This window comes from Neptunicoccus sediminis, assembly GCF_001719615.1.
In the GTDB taxonomy this organism is placed as follows: domain Bacteria; phylum Pseudomonadota; class Alphaproteobacteria; order Rhodobacterales; family Rhodobacteraceae; genus Amylibacter; species Amylibacter sediminis.
This window is the reverse complement of sequence record NZ_MDVX01000046.1, coordinates 1-19,770: the sequence shown is the minus strand read 5'-3', so window position 1 is coordinate 19,770 and position 19,770 is coordinate 1. Positions and strand designations below refer to the sequence as shown.

Genomic DNA, 19,770 nt, shown 5'->3' with positions numbered 1-19,770 from the left:
CCGACAATAACTTCATGACGCATATCTCGCTCCGCATTAAACAACGTCCATAACGACGACAATAACGACAGAACTTAACATCCTATCTGATCACCAAGAAGGCGGTACCAATGAGGCGGTTACCTTTATTCTGATTATTTCTGGGCTGTTCGGCGCAATCTGTAATCGGCGGAGCAATACTCGGCCACAGTAGCGGCGGCATCGTCTTGGCTCCGCCGACTTTGATCCACAACATCAGTGGGGACATCCGAATAGCTCGCTCGATTACCTAGCAAGTTTTCTTGCGTAAAGCTCGGAAATATGTTGTCTGCTCAATCAGCAGCGCCGGGCCCTTATCGTCACGCTCGGGGAAAGCAGAAATCGAAGAGTGACAGCCGCATTAGGTAACTTATTTCTTGGTACTATAAGACTGAACTAGGGCGGCCCTCTCACTATCTCTATGAGGAAAATTGTAAATGAACTTGACGTACCGCTTGGATGCAAAAAGCGCATATGCGGCAGCTAAGAACAACCAGAGTCGCAAATACCCTGACGCTTTAGATGAACGTATGATGGGTAATCTTATCATGCCAACAGTTAGGCCTAGCTTTCTTATCGAACCTAAAAGCACTGTCTTTACTATCGGATCCTGTTTCGCCCGGAACGTCGAGGAGGCGCTAGTCGAAAAAGGTATCTATGTCCCTGCTAATGACTATTCTGTTCCCGAGGAAGAGGCGCCCGGGGGGAGATCAAACCGAGTTCTGAATCAATACAATCCTGGCACGATGTGGCAGGCGGTAAGTGCTGTAAGGGACGGAGTTTCCTCCGCCGGTTTCTTCCCTGCTTCTGATGGCAAAGTAGTAGATGCGCTACTCTCTACTGGAAAATTCCCTGTTGGTATGGATAGAGCCATTAAACGGCGGCAAGAGATCGTTGATCTGTACAAGAATGGACTGAACAAAGCGGATACCGTGATTATCACATTGGGCCTTGTGGAAACATGGTTCGACTTAAAAAATAATCTTTTCCTTAACCAAGCACCTGACCCACGGCAGGCCAATCGGGAACCCGACCGGTTCCAGTTTAGGCGCCTAAATGTAACAGAATGCGCTGAGCTTGTCGAAAAAATGATCGTTGAAATGCGCCGGGAGCGCACGCCAAATATTCTGCTGACAGTTTCTCCTGTACCCTTAGCAGGGACATTTACAGATGACGATTGTGTGATTGCCAACACATACTCGAAATCCGTCCTGCGTGTTGTTTCTGACATAATCTCCAGCAAGTTCGACGGCGTTGACTATTTTCCAAGCTACGAAATAGTAACAACAGCTGGTAGACAAGCACTCCACTCAGATAACATTCACGTAAAAGACGGAGTTGTTAAACGTATTGTCGGTCACATGTTAGAACACTATTCTTGAGTTGCCTCTCCCTTGCAAAAGCCTTTATCGTAATGTCGGGTCTGCCATAACTCGCTGTGACCCAACTTAGGACCGCCAGTAGTCGGGTTTTCCCTGATCTATCCCAACACCGGGCTGGCTTTGCCCTCGGGATAGAGCCTGTCGACCACTAATTAGGAAATAATAGATGAGTTACAAAGTTAAGATTCCCAATCTGGTTGTTCTTGGTTCACAGAAATCCGGTACGACCACGCTGCACTCTGTTCTTGCATCACACCCTGATGTCTTCATGAGTTCTCCGGTAAAAGAAGCTCATTTCTTCTATCCAGAAGATCTTTTGGCGGGCTATGCAGCCAGAAAAGGCTATGCTCAGGCGGTAAATCGTGAGGACTATGCACTTAAGAACATGCTCGTTGGTTACAATGGCGAGCGCTATTTTGGAGAGTCTTGTCCAAATTATACCTATGCAGACAGCGCCACGAAGCGTCGCATTCCGCAGAATATGGCGGCCTTATCGCCTGACCTGCGTTTCATCTTCATAATGCGTAATCCGGTTGAGCGGATCATTTCAACCTATTTTCATTGGCGACGTCATGCCAAAAGCTCAGCTCCCTTTTCGCAATTTATGCAAGAGCGAGGAAACATGGCGGTTGAAACGAGCCTATACTGGAAACAGCTCGAGAGGTACTTTGCTTTTTTTGATCAGGATAGGTTTCATCTTGCAACCTTCGAAACGTTTGTAGAAAATCAAAACGAAGAGTGTAATAAAATATTCTCTTTCCTTGGGTTGCCGCCATGTGATGTCAAGGCGGAACATAAGAATTACAACAGACTGAGGGCAGAGGAAGTCAAAACCATTTCGTTCTCGCGTACAGATATTGAGGACATCCAAGCGCAAGTGGCTGCTGATCTCGAGCTACTCGAGAAGAACACCAACTTCTCCGTTCCCAGTTGGGATCTGTCCGGAGAGGTGGTTCGGGAAAACTGAACAGCAGGGATAAGTGGATTTTCCGCGCAACAGCAGCATGCTGCTGCAAGCTTCGAGACGAATGCCTCAACGAAACGCTGTTTGGCACCTTGCGCGATGCACGGGAAAAGTTGGAGGATTGGCGTAGGCACTACAACGAGGACAGACCCCACAGCGCGATCGGATACTGAGCTACTCTCTGCTCCTGCTGATCGGGTTGTGTTTGGGTAATCCCCCCTAAAATTAGTGGTGATGGATTCAGGCGGTCACTGCAACACAGTATGAACCTTTGCATTTAAGGACTGTGTTGATGACTAAGCCGCGGCCGATGGACGAACAAAAGAAATCAGTGATTTGGCGCGAGTGGGAACGCGGAACGCCAATGGCGAATATTGCACGCGTTATCGACAAGCCACCTGCTACCGTTTTCTCGTATCTCCAGTATCATGGCGGCATTAGACCGCGTCACCGATTTAGGCGCACTGAAGCATTGAGTTTAAAGCGTCCTGCCGAAAACCTGAATCGCTGGGATTCCCGTGGGGCTGATTTTGTGATTCATCCTGTTTGGGAGGATGGATCATGTCAGCATCATTGCCAGAAGCGCTGCGGGCGCGGTTTCAGAGATTGATTGAGGAAGGGTTTAGCGGTCGCGCGGCGGCGTTGCGGTTGCAGCTTTCGCCTGCAACGGGCGCGCGATGGGGACTTGCGATCCGGCGCACCGGCAGGGCACGAGCAGCTCCGCAAGGTCGGCCGAAGGGCAAGGGAAAACTGGACCCTCACCGCGCCTTCTTCGCCGAAGTTGTCAGCCAAGACGGCGACATTACCATGCCCGAACTGGCCTCGGCTTTGTTCGACGCAACCGTTGTCCGCGCGCATCCCGATGCGATCGGGCGGTTTCTGCGCAAGCTTGGATTCACATACAAAAAAAGTCGCTGGTCGCTGCCGAACGCCTTCGGGCCAAGGTAAGGAAGCAGCGCGAAGATTGGTTCAAACATCGCGTGCCCGCGGTGTCGGCCCGACCTGAACATGTTGTCTTCATTGACGAAACCTCAGTCAAAACCAACCTGACCCGGCCGCGCGGGTGGGCGCCGCGCGGGCAGCGGCTGGTCATGGACGCCCCGTTCGGCGCATGGGGCACGCAGACCTTCATTGCGGGTCTCAGCGCGGGGTCCATGATTGCGCCCTGGGTTATCAAAGGTGCGATGGATGGCGCCGCCTTCGCCGCCTATGTCGAGAAGGTGCTGGTGCCAGAGCTCGCGCCCGGCACCGTGGTCATCCTGGACAACCTGGCCACCCACAAGAACGCAGCAGCGGCCAAGGTCATGCGCGACGCCGGATGCTGGTTCCTGTTCTTGCCGCCTTACAGTCCTGACCTGAATCCGATTGAGATGGCCTTTTCGAAGCTCAAAGCACACCTCCGCCGGATTGGCGCGCGGACATTTACAGACATGGTAAGCATCCGGCGTAGGCCACAGGGAGGTCATCGCTCGCGATCACGGTCCATTTCGATGAGCACTTGCAGGTTTTCGATCCCGAATGGAGTGAATGCGATTACACCGTCGTCGCCGGGACCGTAGACCCAGATTATACCATCTTCGGTTTCCATACCGATGGCGAGATCAAAGATCCGATCAACGGTTTCGCCCAGTTCGACAGCGACGCGGTCGATTGTCTTGACGGAATACACCTTGTTCAGCTGCATGGTTACGCTGCTTGTGGAAGGGATAGAGCTTTCCAGTTCCAAGGCAGAAGCTCATGCACGCGCGAGACGGGCAAGTCGGGCAGCCGGGCGAGAACATCGGCGAGCCAGGCCTGCGGATCGATGTCGTTCATTTTGGCGGTGACGATAAGGGTATACATGGCGGCAGCCCGTTCACCGCCGCGCTCGGAACCTGCAAAGAGCCATGACTTTCTGCCCAAAGCTACGCCACGTAAGGCGCGTTCGGCCGCATTATTTGTCAGACAGATACGCCCGTCATCGAGGAATGCCGTGAAGGCCTGCCAACGGTGCTCTTTCTCGAACATGTAGTTGATCGCCTTGGCCACCTTGTTGTGCCTGGACAGTTTCGCGCGCTCTTCCTGCAGCCAGTCATGGAGATTATCGGCCAGGGGACGGGAGAGTTCCTGACGGGCGGCAAGCCGGCCATCGGCATCCAGCCCATTGATGTCGCGCTCGATGTCGAAGATGGCGTCGATCCGTTTCACCGCCTCCAGCGCGACCGGCGAGATCTGATGGGCGGGTTTGCCTTTGCGGACGTTGCCCGCGATATCCGCGAGTTCGAAGAACTTCCGGCGCGCATGCGACCAGCACAGCGCACTGGTCACCGACCCTGCATCTCGATCCGCGCGATAGAGATCGTTGTATCCACCGTAGGCGTCGGCTTGCAGTACGCCTTGCCATCCGGCCAGGTGCTGATTGGGATTGGTTGCCGCGCGATCTCGGGAGAAGCGGAAGAACGCCGCCGGCGGCGCGCCGCCATTCCAAGGGCGGTCATCACGGACATAGGTCCACAGACGAGCTTTTTTCGCGCCACCCCGTGCCAGAAGCGGCACGGTCGTGTCATCGCCATGCAGGCGGTGAGCGGCACGCACATGGCCTTCGATCAGGGCATGGATCGGCTGCAAGGCGACAGTCGCGTGCCCGACCAGGTCTGCCAGGGTGGAGAGGCTCAGATCAACGCCTTCACGGGCAAAGCGCTCTGCCTGCCGGTTCAGGGGCTGGTGCTGTCCGTATTTTTCGAAGACGAGCATGGCGATCAGGCTGGGTCCGGCCCATCCGCGCGGGATCGCATGGAACGGGGCCGGAGGCTGGCTGATCTTCTCGCAGGCCCGGCAAGTGAACTTCTCACGCACAGTCTGGATCACCTTCCACTGACGCGGGATCACCTCCAGCGTCTCGGTGACATCTTCACCCATCTTTACGATCCGGTCCGAGCCACAGCAGGTGCAAGCGGCAGGTGCTTCGACGACAACCCGCTCGCGGGGCAAGTGATCGGGGAACGGTTTGCGTACCGGGTGGCGGCGCGTGAAGGCGCGCACGGTGCTGGCCTTTTCAGTCGCCTGTTCTGCGGCCAGGCCATCCTCGGTAGCCGCCGCTTCCAGTTCCTCAAGCTGCAATTCCAGTTGATCGATCAGCCGGGCGCGTCGTTCTGACGAGATGCCGTATTTGTCGCGACGCAGCTTGGCGATCTCCAGCTTTAATTCTTGGATCATCGCTTCCGAGCAGGAAACGACCGCACGGGTCTGTGCCAGCTCGCTTTCCGCAACCTGCGCACGGGCCTCTGCGGCGGCCAGGGCGGCGCGCAATTTGGCGAGTTCGGAGGCGGCATCAGACATGACCAATATTTACCAGCCGGGGCCGCGGAACACCAATAAAAACAGGCCGGATGACGTAAATTATCCAGCCTTTGCAGGGCGTTGTGTCCAGCGCGGGTTGCGCCAGTCGATGCCCTCCAGAAGATAGCCCAACTGCGCTGACGAGATCTGCACAGCTTCGCCGGACCGGCTCACTGGCCAGATGAACTTGCCCGCTTCCAGGCGCTTCAGATAGAGCGACATGCCAACGCCATCATGCCAAAGGATCTTGACCAAATCGCCTTTCCGGCCCCGGAAGCAGAATATCTCGCCCGCGTGGGGATCGCGGCCGATCCCTTCCTGCACCTGCAGCGCCAACGTGTTCATGCCTCGCCGCATATCGGTGACGCCGCCTGCAATCCACACCTTCACACCCGCCGGAAACGCGATCATTGCTGGTCCACCACTGCCAAAATCCGGGCAAGGGCTTCGGTCTCGACGTCCGCCGGCACGATGAGCCGACGCCCATTCGGAAGGGCAATCTCAACCCGACAGTCCGAAGGTGAACAGGAGTTGACTGGATTAGCTCGTGACACGGGCGTTTCCTTCGACACAGTCACCGGCGCGAAAGATACCGGACGAGAAGACCCAAGCTCTCCGTTACGAAACTGCCGCCGCCAAGTGGTCAGCAGCGACCGGCAAATGCCATGCCGCCGCGCCGTGGCTGTCGCTTGGCGGTGGCCAATGAAGCTTTCTTCCACAATGCGCAGTTTGTCATCATCCGACCAATGCCGGCGGCGTTCACCATCGGCTGCGGAAAGTACTTCGATTTGAGGACGATTGATAAAGTCGGACATAAGGTCGGACTTACCATCAGATCGAGCCCGAGATCAGACGGCCGTCGCCGGAGGTTTACCCTGTAAGATCAACGGCGTGGAACCATTCGCCTATCTGAAATCGACACTCGAAGCCATCGCAGCGGGCCATCCGAAAAACCGCATCGACGACCTTCTCCCCTGGAACTTCAAGCCGTCAAACTGAAATCCAAGTGCCCTCCAGCCGCCGCTAACAATCCAAGTGCCCTCCAGCCGCCGCTAACGGTTCACCGGACGCTTACGTTGGATGAGGTCGCCAACCATCTCAACAATCGGCCACGAAAAACCTTAGGGTTTCTCACACCAGCGTGTAAGTTAGGGCAGGTGTTGCAGTGACCGCCGGAATCCCTCCCCATTAAAAATGGGGGGATTACCGGGGAATTACCAACTGAACTTGACCTGACAGACGCCGCCGGAAAAACGGCCAACTGTCAGATCACATCTGAACCACTACAGCTAAGGGCTATTTACCCATCTCTGAAACAACCAGATTTCCATATGCAGTTGGCTTAACTTGATCGTATAAAGTCTTTATAAGGTTCAACTTTACTTGGATCTCTTCCGCGCCCATTTTCCGAACCGTTTCTATAGCCCTGTGGTACCCTTCGGCACTATCTTCTTCAATTACGCAACAGCTTTTCCAAAGATTCAGGTCTCCAGGAAGAGCTAAACCCTTTGTTAATATAATTGGGATAGAACCTAAGGCTAAGGATTCGAAAATTCTTATAGAATTCGGCCCTGATCCGCTCGGACATAAGGTGAATGTGGAGTCTTTCATCACATTTAGGTATTCTTCTTTAAACTTCTTTTCTTGCTGCAATCGGGCTTCATCTGGATTGACTCCCTTCATTTGCTCTTCATAAACAGCACGATTGAAGTGCCAAGCTTCGCGTTTGATAATCAAGATATCCTTCGAACGACCTTCATCCTCAAAAATGCGTTCTCGCACATTTGTTAGGTAAACTTTTGGGTTATAGGCACCTATAAAGTTAGTCAGATACTTCCGTTTTCGAAAAATATCTCCAGTAGGATTTTCTATCGGGGTTTGGGCAGGGAATAGAGGGAACGGATGAATCCGCACCCCTTTAATGACCTTCTGGGACCACCGCGCGTGGGACCAGAATACATCAGTTACTCCGCAAGCTTTATAATAATCTATGAATTCTGCTGCATGGATGTGCTGAGCAACGGTTGCACAACGGTTGGACCTTGTCTTTCGCATCTCGCTGAGTCTTCTTAAAGCGGGAAGCAATTCCCACGTTGCTGATGCAGAATTCTTCAACCCGTCAATTAGTGTAGCCCAAGGGAAACCTAAATAGTCAAAATTATAGGCTCCCGAAAGCTGTGCCATCGATTCAAACGCCATTTTTTCAGTCGCAGCGGGGACCTGCCAATAGTGTGGCATAGCAAGTAAGGTTCGGTTGGAAATAATGCCTCCCTTTTCCTTCTCTTCCCTGTCTCTCAAAAGTAGCGTGGCACCTTCATAGTTCATGCTTAAGCCTATCAATTTTCAATTTGTTTAAGTAGGTTTGTTCGCGTAGCTTCTAATCGCTTGCCGAGCTGATCTATGGCACTTTCTTTACAATTAATTTCTCGCAAATGACGTAACCCACTACGAAGCAAAGGATTGGAGAAATGCGACACCTCCAGAAAGGTATTGGCTGTTAAATGTTCGAGCGCATACTGGCTCTCCCAGATGGGATCTTTTAACGTTGATTTCAATATCCAGAGATAGCGCCGCTGGAAGTCGGACGCATACTGTTTCTGGCTTCTATTTAAAGGTGTAGTCGCAATTTTTATAGGCGCATTCTGACACAAGGTAATGAAAATATTTCTCATTAACGTTGTCGCCGCAGAATGATATTCTGCGCCCGTGTAGTAAATAAACTGATAGGGAAGTCTTATTCTAGAAGTCGTCAACATCAGGGGCAAAAGCAACTTTCCAGCCGCCGTGCTGATTTCTGGACACGAAATGGGATTGCCTCGCCATTGACCTTCAAAACTCAATGTGGGTGAGGACGAATTGTCTTTCTCAACCCTAAATAACACACCATCATTTTTGATTTCGAGGCAAAAAACTCCCTTTGTTTTTAGGCAAGTGACTAACGGCTCGGTAATATTTTCCTTACTACCACTATTAGCTAGAAAATCTTTGTAAGAAGACTGCTTGCTGAAATACATCACAGTGTACCTTCCGAAAAATTGTCTTCTAGAAGCTCAGCACGCCAATCAGGTCGCGTATCAGTTAGCCAATCAGCGCATTGTGCTATTTGAAGGTCGTTTAAACCAAGATCAACATTAGTATCCATCAAAGTTCCCAATCGCATAGTCGGTGTATATCTATGGTACCAATCCGATTTATGGCTAAGCGTTGTCGCAAAAGTTGGGATTTTCCGAGCTAATGCGCAAGCCTTTAACCATATGTCATCTGCGTAAGGAGCATTGGCTAGTGCGACCTTCAAATCCGTGGCTAGACCATCACTTAAAAAACCAGGAGGATAAAGTACTCCGCCCGCCCCTGTTGGTAACAACTGAAGACTTGGGTGTGGCTGCGAAACTTCTCGTTGCCACTCGCTATATTTCTTAAGGTTACCGTCAGCCTCTAATCCCATCTGATGACAACGGTTTGCAATGACCGCAGCAGGATACTTTTGATGTCCCTGAACGAGATGTTGGATAGATGTTGGCGGATAAATCACATCATCATCGACAATAATGAAAGGAACGTCCTTATTTAGGTCGCTATTGTGCATAAATTTGTCGTATTGATGGAAAGTCTTTGTTGTAAAATGTATCTGTAGCCCACGTTCTTTTAAGGCACGTAGTTTGCTTGGCAACCAATTTTCGTTTGGGATTTCATCCTGACCCAACCAAAGATGGATTTCTTTCGGCACAATCGTTTGCTCCAGAAGAGACTGAATGGCTAAATGCACTGTCGGCAATCGGGCGGGAAAGGAAGTCAACGAGACTACAACATTTGCAGTTGTAGCTTGGAAGTCTTCATGCCTATTCGTTTGAATTTTCCTGATGCGCGCTTCTTCTTGCTTTTGAAAAAGGTTTATTTCTTCGGTAAGTTTTACTTTTGCTGCTTTTTTTTCTTTAAGATAGTCGGACCTTAGGTTCTGAGTAGTAATTAACTTCTCAATATTTTTCTTTGTTTCAGAACCCTCTTCAACATTCAGAGCCTCAAGAGCCGCTGCCTGCAAATTGGATACAACTGTCTTTTCCAACTTCACGGAGGCCTTTTGGAAGAGTGTGTCCAGAACCATATAGGCAATATGCTTTCGCAGACGTGTACCTTCCTTCTTAAGCAGTTGAAGAATGGCATCTGGATTTAGGCATTTGCGTCTAAAACTAAGTATCTGATCTGCAGTTTCTTCAGACATACTTGGGTATTCTTGTGCCAATGTGTCTAGAATAGAGATTTTGGTACGCTCTAGGTCGGCAGATATGCCAGGCTCCCCTCCTCGAACGGCCAGAACTTGAGGATAAATTGCTATGTCAGCTCCACTTGCATACAAGCGTCCTAATTGCAGCGTATCACTATCGGTTTTAAATTTTCGTTCATCAAACTGATGAGATAACAGCAGTTCCCTTTTCACATAAAGAGACTGATGGCAAAAACCGAGGCTGGCCATTTTAAAAGCTTCGCTCTCAATCCATGACGCCCAGATTTGACCATTAAGTTCCCCCCAACCTAAAATTCCGTCTAACGTCTTATTAGGATCATCGTTTTGTAAAATTTTGTGTACATTGTCTAAGACTAGATCATTCGAGAAAACGTCACTAGCATTTAGAAAGCACACATAGGATCCCCTTGCCTGCTTCAGCCCCTTATTCATCGCGTTATATACGCCACCGTCTTTTTCAGAAACGCCAAAATCCAAGAGCCCCACCTTTTCCCAAAAGGCCATGACGCTTGGGGTCTGATCTCCGGAAGCACCGTCAATAATGATGTACTCGAAGTCTTGGAAGCTCTGACTAAATACTGATCGCGCTGTTTTAGTAAGAGCCCAAGAGTCATTATAAGAAACCGTAATTATAGAAAAGAAGGGATTTGTCATTTAAAGCTCTACTCAATCTTGGGTAACAGGAAACATGTCGATGAGGCGGAATCGTGTGTCTTCTACAATCCCTCAAAACAGAAGGCTATAGGCTACTATCGTGACCATCGATAATTTTACCAAATGCAAGTTTGTGCAATGCTTAACTTAAAACTAATTCCCCAATTTTTAGTGGGGCTCGGCCTTAAAACTCACGCCAACAGGCACGTGATACAGCGACGGCCGATTGGCCTTCTGCAGCTTGCACTGCTTCGTCAGGCTCAAGTCGGTATGGTCCCGTTTGATCATCGCTTTGCGTTTACTTAGGCTCATCCTCTCTCACGCATGGAAACATGCGTTGCCGGGCAGCCAATTTGGCCCTTGTGACAAAAAGTCGTTTTCGACCGCCAGTTTGCCGACCTTTGCATGAAGCTCTTTGACTTCGGCTTTCCTGACCTAATCGGAAAGTACGCCAGTTAGGCCAACAATCGCTTGACGTTTCCATGTAGTGACGTGTGTTGGCTGCAATTTCTTGCGCCGTCCTGTCTCTGCTAAGCGCCTCAAGCGCCCCCGTAGCTTTGACCCTGTCTGAAAAACTGCGTCTCTTCGTCATTTGTGTATCCTCGGTTGGAGAACAGGCTAACTCAAAACACCGGACTTTTCAGGGGAGCTGTATGAACTGCCTTCTCCTGCAAGCGTTTTGTTGATGTCCCCTTGACCCTGCTTCTATGTAGTCGGTCTTTCGATGGGGCCATTCGATTTGCCCCTGACCAAGATGGGAAGTCGCGCGTCCTGTGTCTCGTTAGCTCATCGGCACTCTGGGGGCCATGCTCCCCGTCAGACTGACAAGACGCCTATTGGTCGTTGGTCCATCTCCTCCTCGCTCGCAGATTCCTATGTGTTGCGCGGTTGCGTGTCTATGCGCCCACAAGCGCCGCGGGACGATATCGCTCGCCTTTCGTCAATACGGCCCAGGCGATCCGCGCCAACTTGTTGGCCATGGCAACGGCAGCGACATTCACGTGGGCCCGCTCATTCAGCCCATCTGCCCATTGCGTTAAGGGCGATGTTCGATCTCGCACGAGATGCAATACGGTCCGCGCCCCATGGATGAACAATTTGCGGAGGTATCGGTTGCCGTGCTTTGAGATGCCGATCAGCTTGGCTTTTCCACCTGTGGTGATCTGACGTGGCACGAGACCAAGCCATGCGGCAAGATCGCGCCCTTTGGCAAAGCTGCTGCCGGTTCCAACAGCGCTGGCAATCGTTGGGTCGACGCCAGGGATTTCCATCAAGCGCTGCATGTCGGCATCTGCCTTGGCCAGAGCCTTGATCTCAGTGTCGATCGCTTCGACCCGGTCGTTGATCGTGGCCAGCTCCGCCATCATGTCTGACAACATCGACAGGATACGGTGCGAAAGATCAGCGGTACCTGTCGCAACCATCTGACCAGCTCTTTTTGGAAGACGTGGCGACCTGCTCCGACCCGAATGCCGCGCTCCATAAGAAAGCCCCGGCCTTGATTGATAAGGCGTGTCCTTTCGGTCACCAGCCGCTCGCGGGCTCGGTGCAGAGCCTGAAGATCAAGCTGCTCTTCCGATTTGATCGCGACGAATGACATTGTCGGGCGCGTCGCGGCCTCGGCGATCGCCTCCGCATCACGGTCATCATTTTTGTGAACCTTGACGTAAGGCCGGACATAAAGCGGCGACATCAGCCGAGGCTCATGTCCGTGTTGAAGGCAAAAACGACCAATGTGATGCGCGCCGCCGCAAGCCTCCATCGCAACAATGCAGGGGTCCAAACCTTCCAGAAAGTCCAGCAACCGGTGCCGTTGAAGGCGCTTGCGGTACACGACCGCGCCTGTTGCGTCCAATCCCGCAAGGCTACAAACGGCCTTGCCCAGATCAATGCCCAATACTTCAATACCCATCAGAATGCTCCTCTCTCTCTCCACCTATGCCCGCAACAATAGCTGCGATTTGGCGGGAAGACAGTTCATCCCATTAGGTCACCGGCACCAGACGGCATTTGCAAAACAGAATTTTAGTGTAGAATGGTTAGGCGGAACAGGCTAGGAAGCCAATGGCCGTGATCGGAATGACGGTCTATCTCTCGCAGGATGGAACGTTTCAATTAACCATTTAACACAGTAGCATTTAATATATGTCAATTTTTGAAGATGATTTCTTGAAGATTACGTCACGTCAGCCTCAAAGCGGTCATAAATGCAATTCTATCCTTCTATCTTTCACTGGAATCGGCCATGCTATGGGTGGACTGAATGTTCAAAAACCAGAGTTTTTTGGGACAGGACGCTCTTTTGACAACATTATATTCATAACCGACAAAACGAGATCTTGGGGCAATCAGTTAGATTTTGACACTATCAAAGATGCTATAGAACCTCTGATTGAGACCCGAAAAATTTATTCCATTGGCAACAGCATGGGCGGATTCAACGCAATAATATCAACCTTTTACATAGAAACGGATGTTTGCATCGCGTTTGTCCCCCAGTATAGCGTCAATCCATCCATCGTTCCCTGGGAAAAGAGATGGAGAGAATACACCTCAAACATAGAAAATTTCCGATTTGAAAGCGTCAGGGAGTTTATGAACAAGACGACAAACTACTTCATATTCACTGGTGGCAAAGGTCCAGACCAGAGACATGCTAAATTATTTCCAGTAATGGATAACATCTGCCACTATTCCTTCCCTAGTATTGAACATAACGTTGCTCAAACACTAAAAGAGTTGGGCGCATTGAATGTTGTAGTGCAGTCCTGTTTCGATCGTGCAAACGATCTGCCTCGAAGCCTCGAATATGACACACTAAGCCCGAAAAGCACCTGAGTACTTAGCCAACAAGACGCGCTCAGAGCCACGATCTTGCCGCGTGACTTGGTCTCGTACCACGTTAGATCACCACGGGTGGCAAGCCAAAGGAGCGGAACGCTAAGGCTGCAAGGCGTTTCCTCGCAAAGCCGATCGCCTGGTTTGGTAAACCTCGTGTCGTGATCACAGACAAATTGTGCAGCTATTTCAAGTCAAAGGAAAATACGAGCGAAAAACTCTAACAACAAACGGCAGAAAAATCGGGTTTCAGAGCATTTGGTTTTGATAGTTAGTGGTTCCGGATTGGGCAAGCGCGGTGGGCGCGGAGCCGGTCGGTCCAGGCGAAGGACGTGAACTGAGATCCTTGATCTCGGGATTCTTTCTGCCACCGCGTTCAAACACGCCGGAGGCGCCCTCAAGGAGCGCACGTTTCCATTGATGGATCATCGTCGGATGCACCCCCCAACAGGCTCGCCAGCTCGGCGGCGGTCTCCTCGCCCTTCAGGGCTTCCAGCGCGACCTTCGCCTTAAATTCAGGCGCATGTTGTTTGCGTTTCGACATCTCTGAGTAACCGCTCCATTGGCACCGCCTGCCTGAAGATTGGTTTTTGATCTAAGACACGTGTTTAATGGCGTCTTTAGCGACGTCTCTTATGCGGGGTTTGCGATGCGTGGCGAAATTCTTGGAGTGGAGCGGCGGCGCTTCTGGCATGACGACGAAAAGCTCGAGATTTTCATGTCGGTTGGCGTCGGTGGAGCAAGCGAACCCCAGACAACGCATTCTTTGACACAGAACGAAACCAAAAGGCGGCATAAACTTAACCAGATTACATCTTTAGCGGAGCCGCAAACCTGTCCGAATTAGTGGGGCCACTTCAGAGGACGATTGATAAAGTCGGACATAAGGTCGGACTTACCATCGGATCGAGCCTGAGATCAGACAGCCGTCGCCGGAGGTTTACGCCGAGGCGGGCGCAGCCTTCGATTTCTTTGTCGAAACCTACGGCGTGAAATACGAAAAGTCCGCCGCCAAGCTGTTCAAAGATCGAGAGGTGCTGCTGGCATTCTATGGCTTCCCAGCCGAACACTGGAAGCACATCCGGACCACCAACCCTATCGAGAGCACCTTCGCCACCGTCCGGCACCGGACTGGAAAAACCAAAGGCTGCCTCAGTCGCAAAACAGGCCTCGCCATGGCCTTCAAATTGATGATGTCAGCGCAGCGCATCTGTTCCCAGATGCTGTGCCCCTTGTTGCTGATGAATTTCACACAGTTCATTGCGCCAATTTCCGCTGTGGACTGTCCGATCACTTTTTCATTCACCGCCACCAGATATTGGGGATAACAGCCGAATTTTTCTACGCCCAAATGGATCTTGCTCAGCCCGATCACCGTCTGGTGCTTTAACGGCTCCAGATCCATTTTGTTCAGAGAAGGCCCGTTACACACCAGCACACAGGTTTCCCCCTGATGGCGGTTTTTGAAACGGGGCAGGCGGGGGCAGGGATCTGACATGTTAAGGTACTCTATTCCTAGGAGGGCTGTCACACAGGCTCTGCATCTCGGCAATCAGGGCGGCACAGAGCCTCTCCCGATCTGCCAGCAACGCGCGGGGGGATCCGAAGGTTTCTGCCAGACGCGCCTGTGTTTCCGTATATGCGTTATAAAAGGTTGCATCAAAAGCAAAGCCGTTGATGGTTTCTACTGCTTCTTCAGGGGTTTGGCCGAACAGGTTCACCCAACTTTCAGCGGGGGTACAGCCGTGCACTCTATGAGCATCAGAGGCATAATACAGCGGCACGCCCCCCACCGCAAAAGCATCAAAGAATTTCTCGGTCAGATAGGCCGGCTGATGGGTGTTCTCCAGAGCCGAGACAAAGCGGCAGCCTCCGTCCAGTTCCTGTAACTTGTCCAGATGCCAGTCTGCCAATGCCTGACGCCGCGCCCCTTTGCGCCATCCCAGTCCTGCCCGCAACACCGCGCCGGTCTGGTACATTTCGGTCAAGCGGCTGCGAAACCGGCACAACCCGTAGGTATCATGTTCAGGGAAAGACACCGCGAATTTTTCATTCATCCGCTTTTCCGCGATAAAAGCTGCTTGCAGGGCAGGGGCTGCAAAAGCGGCCTGCCAGTCTGCGGCAGATTTACGGGCATTGCGTTGGAAGCGATAGGCATAACGGGCTGCAAACTTATGCTCCGTCATCAGAAAATAGGGCACATATTCAAAGTTAAATATGTCGCTGGTGCTATGGTTGAGCACCCGAAAAGGAAAACGGAAACCGCCCTGATCATAGATCTGGTCCCGCGTAAACGGGTCTGCCCCCCAGATTGTATCCCAGAATGGCTCTTCTGACAGCAGCACAATCCGCTTCTTGGGGTGGGACGCCAGTATCTCCGCGCAGCTTTCAAGGTCTTTGCTATGGGCGACCAGCAGAATGTCGCTGTCTTCGGGGCGCTCTACCAGTTGCAACGCCGGATCACAGGCCCCGCGCAAAGGGGCATAGGCCAGCGGTTGACGGTGGGCGTATTTTCCCAGCGGGCAAAGTTTTATTTTGGAAGGGATGGTCTTATTCCTGCAGTTGCTGGGTGTCCGGCTCATAATCCAGACGGGCACAGAGAGTTTGGTAATACCCGCTTGAGCGGCATTCGGCCTCCACATCTTCAGGCACCGGCCGGCGCGGTTTGGGGGAGATGTCCAAGCCGGACCGCCCGCTGTCTCCGGTCAGATGCACAAGGGAAAGATAATCCCGGAATTCGGCCACAAAAGTCAATTGTAGCGCGTCACAGATCGCCATGAGGGTCTCATCCGTGGCTGTGGTCAGGTCTTCGTATTTGAAAGTTGCTACGCCGTCATAACGGTCCAGAAACGCCAGATAACGCCGGCAATATTCGTCAAAAGTCGGCGGGATGTAGTGACGCCAGTTGTTGCGCTCCAGACTGAGGTAAGAATCAAGAGGATGGCGCAGGGTTACGACCGAAAGCACCGGATGGTTCCGCTCCACCATTTCACGCAGGGTCGGACGCTCCGGAATATTCGGACCATAACAAAAATGGGAATGGGTGTGATCCCGCAGCACAAGACGGGTTCCAGTGGTCAGGCTGTGATCGTACATCACCTTCAAAGCGGCCAGAAACATATCCACCAACACCCCGTCCGGCACCCCCCGGTTGGAATGGCGTATGTGAAGAAGCAGATCCGTGGGGGCAAAATGCAGATGTGTCAACGCGCTGAGCGGGTCCACCTCGCTGAGCACCTCTGTATTCGGCATGGCCGCCAGACATTTACTGACCAGCGTGCCGCCGGTGCAGGCAAAATGATGAAGGGTGCGGATCGGTTCAGGCGGGCGGGCCGCGATCTGCTCTCCCATCTGCCGGCATTGTTCCAGCAGGCTGGACAAGGGCAGAGGCACCAGATCCTGACGGGGGGACGAGGGGGGGGCGTGATCCTCCAGAACCTCCAGCGCCTCTTCGATCGAGCGTAAGAGAGCCTTGGACCCCTTCATGACGTTCCACGCTTCTTCTTGTTGGCGGTGGTTGTATGGGAACGGGAGGACGGAGAGGATTTTTTCGCAACCGTTTTCTTTCCGGCAGCTTTCTTACGCACCGGCGTCTTGGCTGGCGCGATATCTTCAGATTCGGGCGAACCGGAAAGTTGATCAAACCCGCTGTCCGACATATCGCGCAGGTGCGTAGCGGCGGTTTCCAGCTTGCGGGTCAACTGCCCCAGCAAATCCTCCAGCGCGGTTTTTTCCCCCTTGAGAGTGCGATAGCGCTGCTGCAGATCCTCAAGGTCGGCGCGCACCAAAGACTGCATTTTCACCGCCATCCGCAGATCGGCCAGCGCCGATGTTTCTCCATCACGGGCCTTTGCGAGTGCTTCGTCACTGGCCAGACGCAGAGGTTCAAGCTGCTCCTTCTCCTGTTCCAGAGCCTCCGCCCTGGCTTGCGCGGCAGACAGATCCTCCCGCAGTTTAGCCGCCTCACCTTTCAGTTCGGTAAGGCCGGAAGACAGCGCAGCTTTCTCCTGTTCCAGAGCCTCCGCCCTGGCTTGCGCGGCAGACAGATCCTCCCGCAGTTTAGCCGCCTCACCTTTCAGTTCGGTAAGGCCGGGAGACAGCGCAGCTTTCTCCTGTTCCAGAGCCTCCGCCCTGGCTTGCGCGGCGGACAACGCCTCCTGCAATTTTGCCGCTTCAGCTTTCCGCTTCGAAATGTCATCCTTCAATGACTTGTTTTCCAACGACAAACGGTCCAGAGAGAACCGGCATAGCGGCCAGTCGGGATCGCTTGCGCTGTCAGTGGCATCCAGCCTGAAACCCTGCTCGCTCAAAAACGCCTGCACGGTTTTTACATTACCTGCCCCTTCAAGAAGGGCTGCTGCACCAACCCGCACCGCGATCTGGTCAAAGGTCTGAAGCAGCCCGCTGGCCCGCAGATCTTCAAGGACTGTAATCTCCTCACCAAGCGCCTCGATCACCAGAGCATTGAACCGCTCCTTCTCTATCGCGCGCCCCTTCAGGATCTGTGACAGGGGGGCGATATCCACCATGGGTTTGGCCACAACCCTGATCCCGGGCATCAAGGTGCGCAGCCCTTCGGGGTCTTTCAGGCAGCTCAGGTCCGCAAAGTTCAGCAAGTGGAATGGTGCCCGCCCTGCCTCTGCCGTGACCGCCTGTTCGAGAACTTCGGCTTTTGTAGAGGCCGCTTCAAGGGCGGCCGTACGGCGGCGCAAATCTTCCGCATATTCGGGGTTGGGTTCGATCAAAAGCAGGTCGGCAGGGTTCTGGGAGAGATAATCGTCGAGAGCCTCACAGAGCCCCGCACCTACATGGGCGATCAGGCCTATCGGGCCCGCAGGAAGGGTCAAACCGGTGTTGCTCATAATCAGCCCCGGCCCTTCAGGCTATCTTTTACCTTACGGATCGGGCCCGTCACTCTCCACGAGGTAGAGCCAAGCAGTTGCGTCACCATATCACGGCTCTCGGCCAGCTCCTGTTCCAGAACACCGATATGCCGATCCCGCTCTGCCAGTTCGTTCTGCTGGTCCGAAAGGCGTCTTTCATAATGGCCGTGGGACTCTTCAAGTTCGGCCTGCTGGGTGAGGTTTTTGTCATGTGCTTCTTTGAGCTGTGCTTCATAATCTCGATGGGTTTTTGCATGCTCAAGACTAGCTACATGGCTATCTGCCAATTCCTTCTGCAGGTTTCGAATCTGAACCGTTAGTAGTTCGTTGAGGGAAGATTGCTCAGATTTAGCCAGATTTACCAATTCGAATTCATCTTTTTCCGCCTTCGCCTCAGCTTCCAGCTCTTTCATCCGGCGATGACTGGTTTCCAGTTCTTCCTGCACGGCGACGATCTGGTCCTGTTGCAGCGCCTGTTCCCGCCCCGCAGTCTTCTCCTGATCCAGCATTTTCTGATAGTGCGTTAAGGCCAGTTCGGCGCGGCGGTTGTTATCATCATCAGGCGCAACATGATCCGCGGGCCGGACGGAACTGGCCTCAAGCTCTCCCACCATGCGTGTTACCGGCAAAGAGCGCAGGGTTTGCAGCGCAGCAATGGCGCGGTAAAGCGGATCAACATGAAATTCCGCCGGTTCGTTTGTGCCCTTGAAGCCGAGGCCTGTCTGCGCCGCCAGTTCTGCGGCAAAATCCGCAGGCGCGGTTGTGAACCGGTCAAAGTCCATCAGCACCACAGACTGTCTGTGCTTGCGGCAGATCCCCAAAAGATCCTGTTGGGCAGTTTTCCAACCCTCTATCGCCTGATCCAGCGGGATTCCGGCGGACAGGGCATCTGACACAGCAAATTCGGCCGCACGCCAGAAGACCACAACAGAAGCCCGCGCGCACAGGTCTGCAAGCGCCGCGCCCGTGGTCATCTTGTGGATCTCTTTGGAAACCGCAGCGGGTAAGTCCGGGGTTTGCACCAGCCCGTTCAGAACCTGCCCCACATCCGCCCGTGTACTTCCGGTGTAATCCACCACAGACACTGTTTGTGCTGATGTAAAATTCGATTTCAAGCTCACGTCCGAACTCCCTTTTGCGTCACCTGTAACATGTCGGGTAAGTACTGCATGTCGCGCACTGTAAAGCGCACCCTTTGTAATATGTGGGGGCGGCAAGGATCAGACGCGTCATGGTGCTCCCGTAACACTCCAGTGAGTAGTAGGTTTTCTGTATCCCTAAATCCAGAGCGAAGTCGAAAACCTGTTGATTTCCAACAAGAGTCGCACCTGAGGGTAGAATGTGCCCTGTGAGCTCACGGTGAAGTGCAGTTCCTAATATCTCGTTTTATTCCAGACGGTTCTGGATTTCCATCAGCTTGGTCTCAAAGACTTCCGCCGGTGTCCGGTAATCCAAGCATTTGCGCGGCGT

Annotated in this window: 16 protein-coding genes and 7 pseudogenes; 10 read left to right on the top strand and 13 right to left on the bottom strand. The window is 52.7% G+C overall.

What is annotated here, in order from left to right; all coding sequences use genetic code 11:
* The first annotated feature begins 455 nt into the window (after window positions 1–455).
* From BFV97_RS17810 to BFV97_RS19255, 6 genes and pseudogenes are all read left to right on the top strand, one after another.
* On the top strand, window positions 456–1,400 hold the full coding sequence (locus tag BFV97_RS17810) for a GSCFA domain-containing protein (RefSeq protein ID WP_069301723.1): 945 nt from the start codon (window positions 456–458) through the stop codon (window positions 1,398–1,400).
* A gap of 166 nt (window positions 1,401–1,566) precedes the next feature.
* Window positions 1,567–2,367, top strand: a complete 801-nt coding sequence (locus BFV97_RS17805; RefSeq protein WP_069301722.1) for a sulfotransferase family protein — start codon at window positions 1,567–1,569, stop codon at window positions 2,365–2,367.
* 47 nt (window positions 2,368–2,414) lie between these two features.
* Window positions 2,415–2,537 (top strand): annotated as a pseudogene (locus tag BFV97_RS19085) (integrase core domain-containing protein); the annotation flags it as partial.
* 119 nt (window positions 2,538–2,656) lie between these two features.
* Window positions 2,657–2,887 (top strand): annotated as a pseudogene (locus BFV97_RS19260) (IS30 family transposase); the annotation flags it as partial.
* Window positions 2,888–2,925: 38 nt separating this feature from the next.
* Window positions 2,926–3,312, top strand: a complete 387-nt coding sequence (locus tag BFV97_RS19080; protein WP_069301721.1) for a transposase — start codon at window positions 2,926–2,928, stop codon at window positions 3,310–3,312.
* Window positions 3,258–3,923, top strand: a complete 666-nt coding sequence (locus BFV97_RS19255; RefSeq protein WP_425412288.1) for an IS630 family transposase — start codon at window positions 3,258–3,260, stop codon at window positions 3,921–3,923. The genes BFV97_RS19080 and BFV97_RS19255 overlap by 55 nt, the downstream gene beginning before the upstream one ends.
* Here BFV97_RS19255 and BFV97_RS17790 read toward each other — a convergent pair.
* Genes BFV97_RS17790 through tnpA form a run of 4 tightly spaced genes read right to left on the bottom strand, consistent with a single transcriptional unit; the run spans window position 3,827 to window position 6,497 of the window.
* Complete coding sequence (locus BFV97_RS17790) at window positions 3,827–4,048, bottom strand: hypothetical protein (protein WP_069301719.1); 222 nt, start codon at window positions 4,046–4,048, stop codon at window positions 3,827–3,829. The two genes, BFV97_RS19255 and BFV97_RS17790, sit on opposite strands and share 97 nt — an antisense overlap.
* Window positions 4,049–4,050: 2 nt before the next feature.
* Complete coding sequence (gene tnpC / locus BFV97_RS17785; RefSeq protein ID WP_069301718.1) at window positions 4,051–5,682, bottom strand: IS66 family transposase; 1,632 nt, start codon at window positions 5,680–5,682, stop codon at window positions 4,051–4,053.
* A 60-nt stretch (window positions 5,683–5,742) separates the two neighbouring features.
* Window positions 5,743–6,093, bottom strand: a complete 351-nt coding sequence (tnpB, locus tag BFV97_RS17780; RefSeq protein WP_009827130.1) for an IS66 family insertion sequence element accessory protein TnpB — start codon at window positions 6,091–6,093, stop codon at window positions 5,743–5,745.
* The gene (gene tnpA, locus BFV97_RS17775; protein ID WP_069301717.1) at window positions 6,090–6,497 is read right to left on the bottom strand and encodes an IS66-like element accessory protein TnpA; all 408 of its coding nucleotides are present in this window, start codon (window positions 6,495–6,497) and stop codon (window positions 6,090–6,092) included. The genes tnpB and tnpA overlap by 4 nt, the downstream gene beginning before the upstream one ends.
* A 70-nt stretch (window positions 6,498–6,567) precedes the next feature.
* On the opposite strand from tnpA, the pseudogene BFV97_RS18555 reads away from it, so the two are divergent.
* Window positions 6,568–6,681: pseudogene (locus tag BFV97_RS18555) on the top strand (transposase domain-containing protein); the annotation flags it as partial.
* 297 nt (window positions 6,682–6,978) lie between these two features.
* Here BFV97_RS18555 and BFV97_RS17770 read toward each other — a convergent pair.
* From BFV97_RS17770 to BFV97_RS17755, 4 genes and pseudogenes are all read right to left on the bottom strand, one after another.
* A complete protein-coding gene (locus BFV97_RS17770; RefSeq protein ID WP_069301716.1) occupies window positions 6,979–8,007 on the bottom strand; it encodes an exostosin domain-containing protein in 1,029 nt (342 codons plus the stop codon).
* Window positions 8,008–8,018: 11 nt separating this feature from the next.
* A complete protein-coding gene (locus tag BFV97_RS17765; RefSeq protein ID WP_069301715.1) occupies window positions 8,019–8,696 on the bottom strand; it encodes a hypothetical protein in 678 nt (225 codons plus the stop codon).
* The gene (locus tag BFV97_RS17760) at window positions 8,696–10,579 is read right to left on the bottom strand and encodes a glycosyltransferase (protein ID WP_069301714.1); all 1,884 of its coding nucleotides are present in this window, start codon (window positions 10,577–10,579) and stop codon (window positions 8,696–8,698) included. Before BFV97_RS17760 ends, BFV97_RS17765 begins: the two co-directional genes overlap by 1 nt.
* 896 nt (window positions 10,580–11,475) lie before the next feature.
* Window positions 11,476–12,491: pseudogene (locus BFV97_RS17755) on the bottom strand (IS110 family RNA-guided transposase).
* Window positions 12,492–12,724: 233 nt separating this feature from the next.
* On the opposite strand from BFV97_RS17755, the gene BFV97_RS17750 reads away from it, so the two are divergent.
* Window positions 12,725–13,417 (top strand): hypothetical protein, encoded by a 693-nt coding sequence (locus BFV97_RS17750; RefSeq protein ID WP_157888368.1) that lies wholly within the window; start codon window positions 12,725–12,727, stop codon window positions 13,415–13,417.
* 95 nt (window positions 13,418–13,512) lie between these two features.
* Window positions 13,513–13,623, top strand: a pseudogene (locus BFV97_RS19075) (IS6 family transposase); the annotation flags it as partial.
* Between the two features lie 160 nt (window positions 13,624–13,783).
* Here BFV97_RS19075 and BFV97_RS18905 read toward each other — a convergent pair.
* Window positions 13,784–13,961 (bottom strand): annotated as a pseudogene (locus BFV97_RS18905) (transposase); the annotation flags it as partial.
* Window positions 13,962–14,364: 403 nt separating this feature from the next.
* Between BFV97_RS18905 and BFV97_RS18545 the strand changes: the two are divergent.
* A pseudogene (locus BFV97_RS18545) lies at window positions 14,365–14,625 on the top strand (transposase); the annotation flags it as partial.
* A 291-nt stretch (window positions 14,626–14,916) separates the two neighbouring features.
* Here the strand turns inward: BFV97_RS18545 and BFV97_RS17740 are convergent.
* From BFV97_RS17740 to BFV97_RS17725, 4 genes are read right to left on the bottom strand one after another with little or no spacing between them, the layout of a single operon-like run.
* A complete protein-coding gene (locus tag BFV97_RS17740; RefSeq protein ID WP_069301711.1) occupies window positions 14,917–15,999 on the bottom strand; it encodes a glycosyltransferase family 10 domain-containing protein in 1,083 nt (360 codons plus the stop codon).
* Entirely contained in the window at window positions 15,968–16,903 is a 936-nt protein-coding gene (locus BFV97_RS17735; protein ID WP_069301710.1) for a hypothetical protein, read from the bottom strand. Before BFV97_RS17735 ends, BFV97_RS17740 begins: the two co-directional genes overlap by 32 nt.
* The gene (locus BFV97_RS17730) at window positions 16,900–18,279 is read right to left on the bottom strand and encodes a class I SAM-dependent methyltransferase (RefSeq protein ID WP_069301709.1); all 1,380 of its coding nucleotides are present in this window, start codon (window positions 18,277–18,279) and stop codon (window positions 16,900–16,902) included. Before BFV97_RS17730 ends, BFV97_RS17735 begins: the two co-directional genes overlap by 4 nt.
* Before the next feature lie 2 nt (window positions 18,280–18,281).
* Entirely contained in the window at window positions 18,282–19,421 is a 1,140-nt protein-coding gene (locus tag BFV97_RS17725) for a hypothetical protein (RefSeq protein WP_069301708.1), read from the bottom strand.
* Between the last annotated feature and the right edge of the window lie 349 nt (window positions 19,422–19,770).

What these genes read in the sequence shown, in the direction of transcription:
- BFV97_RS17760 (WP_069301714.1), bottom strand. Translation starts at nt 10,579, where the DNA reads ATGACAAATCCCTTCTTTTCTATAATTACGGTTTCTTATAATGACTCT.
- BFV97_RS17750 (WP_157888368.1), top strand. Translation starts at nt 12,725, where the DNA reads ATGTCAATTTTTGAAGATGATTTCTTGAAGATTACGTCACGTCAGCCT.
- BFV97_RS17735 (WP_069301710.1), bottom strand. Translation starts at nt 16,903, where the DNA reads ATGAAGGGGTCCAAGGCTCTCTTACGCTCGATCGAAGAGGCGCTGGAG.
- BFV97_RS17805 (WP_069301722.1), top strand. Translation starts at nt 1,567, where the DNA reads ATGAGTTACAAAGTTAAGATTCCCAATCTGGTTGTTCTTGGTTCACAG.
- BFV97_RS17810 (WP_069301723.1), top strand. Translation starts at nt 456, where the DNA reads ATGAACTTGACGTACCGCTTGGATGCAAAAAGCGCATATGCGGCAGCT.
- tnpB (WP_009827130.1), bottom strand. Translation starts at nt 6,093, where the DNA reads ATGATCGCGTTTCCGGCGGGTGTGAAGGTGTGGATTGCAGGCGGCGTC.
- BFV97_RS17765 (WP_069301715.1), bottom strand. Translation starts at nt 8,696, where the DNA reads ATGTATTTCAGCAAGCAGTCTTCTTACAAAGATTTTCTAGCTAATAGT.
- tnpA (WP_069301717.1), bottom strand. Translation starts at nt 6,497, where the DNA reads ATGTCCGACTTTATCAATCGTCCTCAAATCGAAGTACTTTCCGCAGCC.
- BFV97_RS17770 (WP_069301716.1), bottom strand. Translation starts at nt 8,007, where the DNA reads ATGAACTATGAAGGTGCCACGCTACTTTTGAGAGACAGGGAAGAGAAG.
- BFV97_RS19080 (WP_069301721.1), top strand. Translation starts at nt 2,926, where the DNA reads ATGTCAGCATCATTGCCAGAAGCGCTGCGGGCGCGGTTTCAGAGATTG.
- BFV97_RS17730 (WP_069301709.1), bottom strand. Translation starts at nt 18,279, where the DNA reads ATGAGCAACACCGGTTTGACCCTTCCTGCGGGCCCGATAGGCCTGATC.
- BFV97_RS17790 (WP_069301719.1), bottom strand. Translation starts at nt 4,048, where the DNA reads ATGCAGCTGAACAAGGTGTATTCCGTCAAGACAATCGACCGCGTCGCT.
- BFV97_RS17740 (WP_069301711.1), bottom strand. Translation starts at nt 15,999, where the DNA reads ATGAGCCGGACACCCAGCAACTGCAGGAATAAGACCATCCCTTCCAAA.
- tnpC (WP_069301718.1), bottom strand. Translation starts at nt 5,682, where the DNA reads ATGTCTGATGCCGCCTCCGAACTCGCCAAATTGCGCGCCGCCCTGGCC.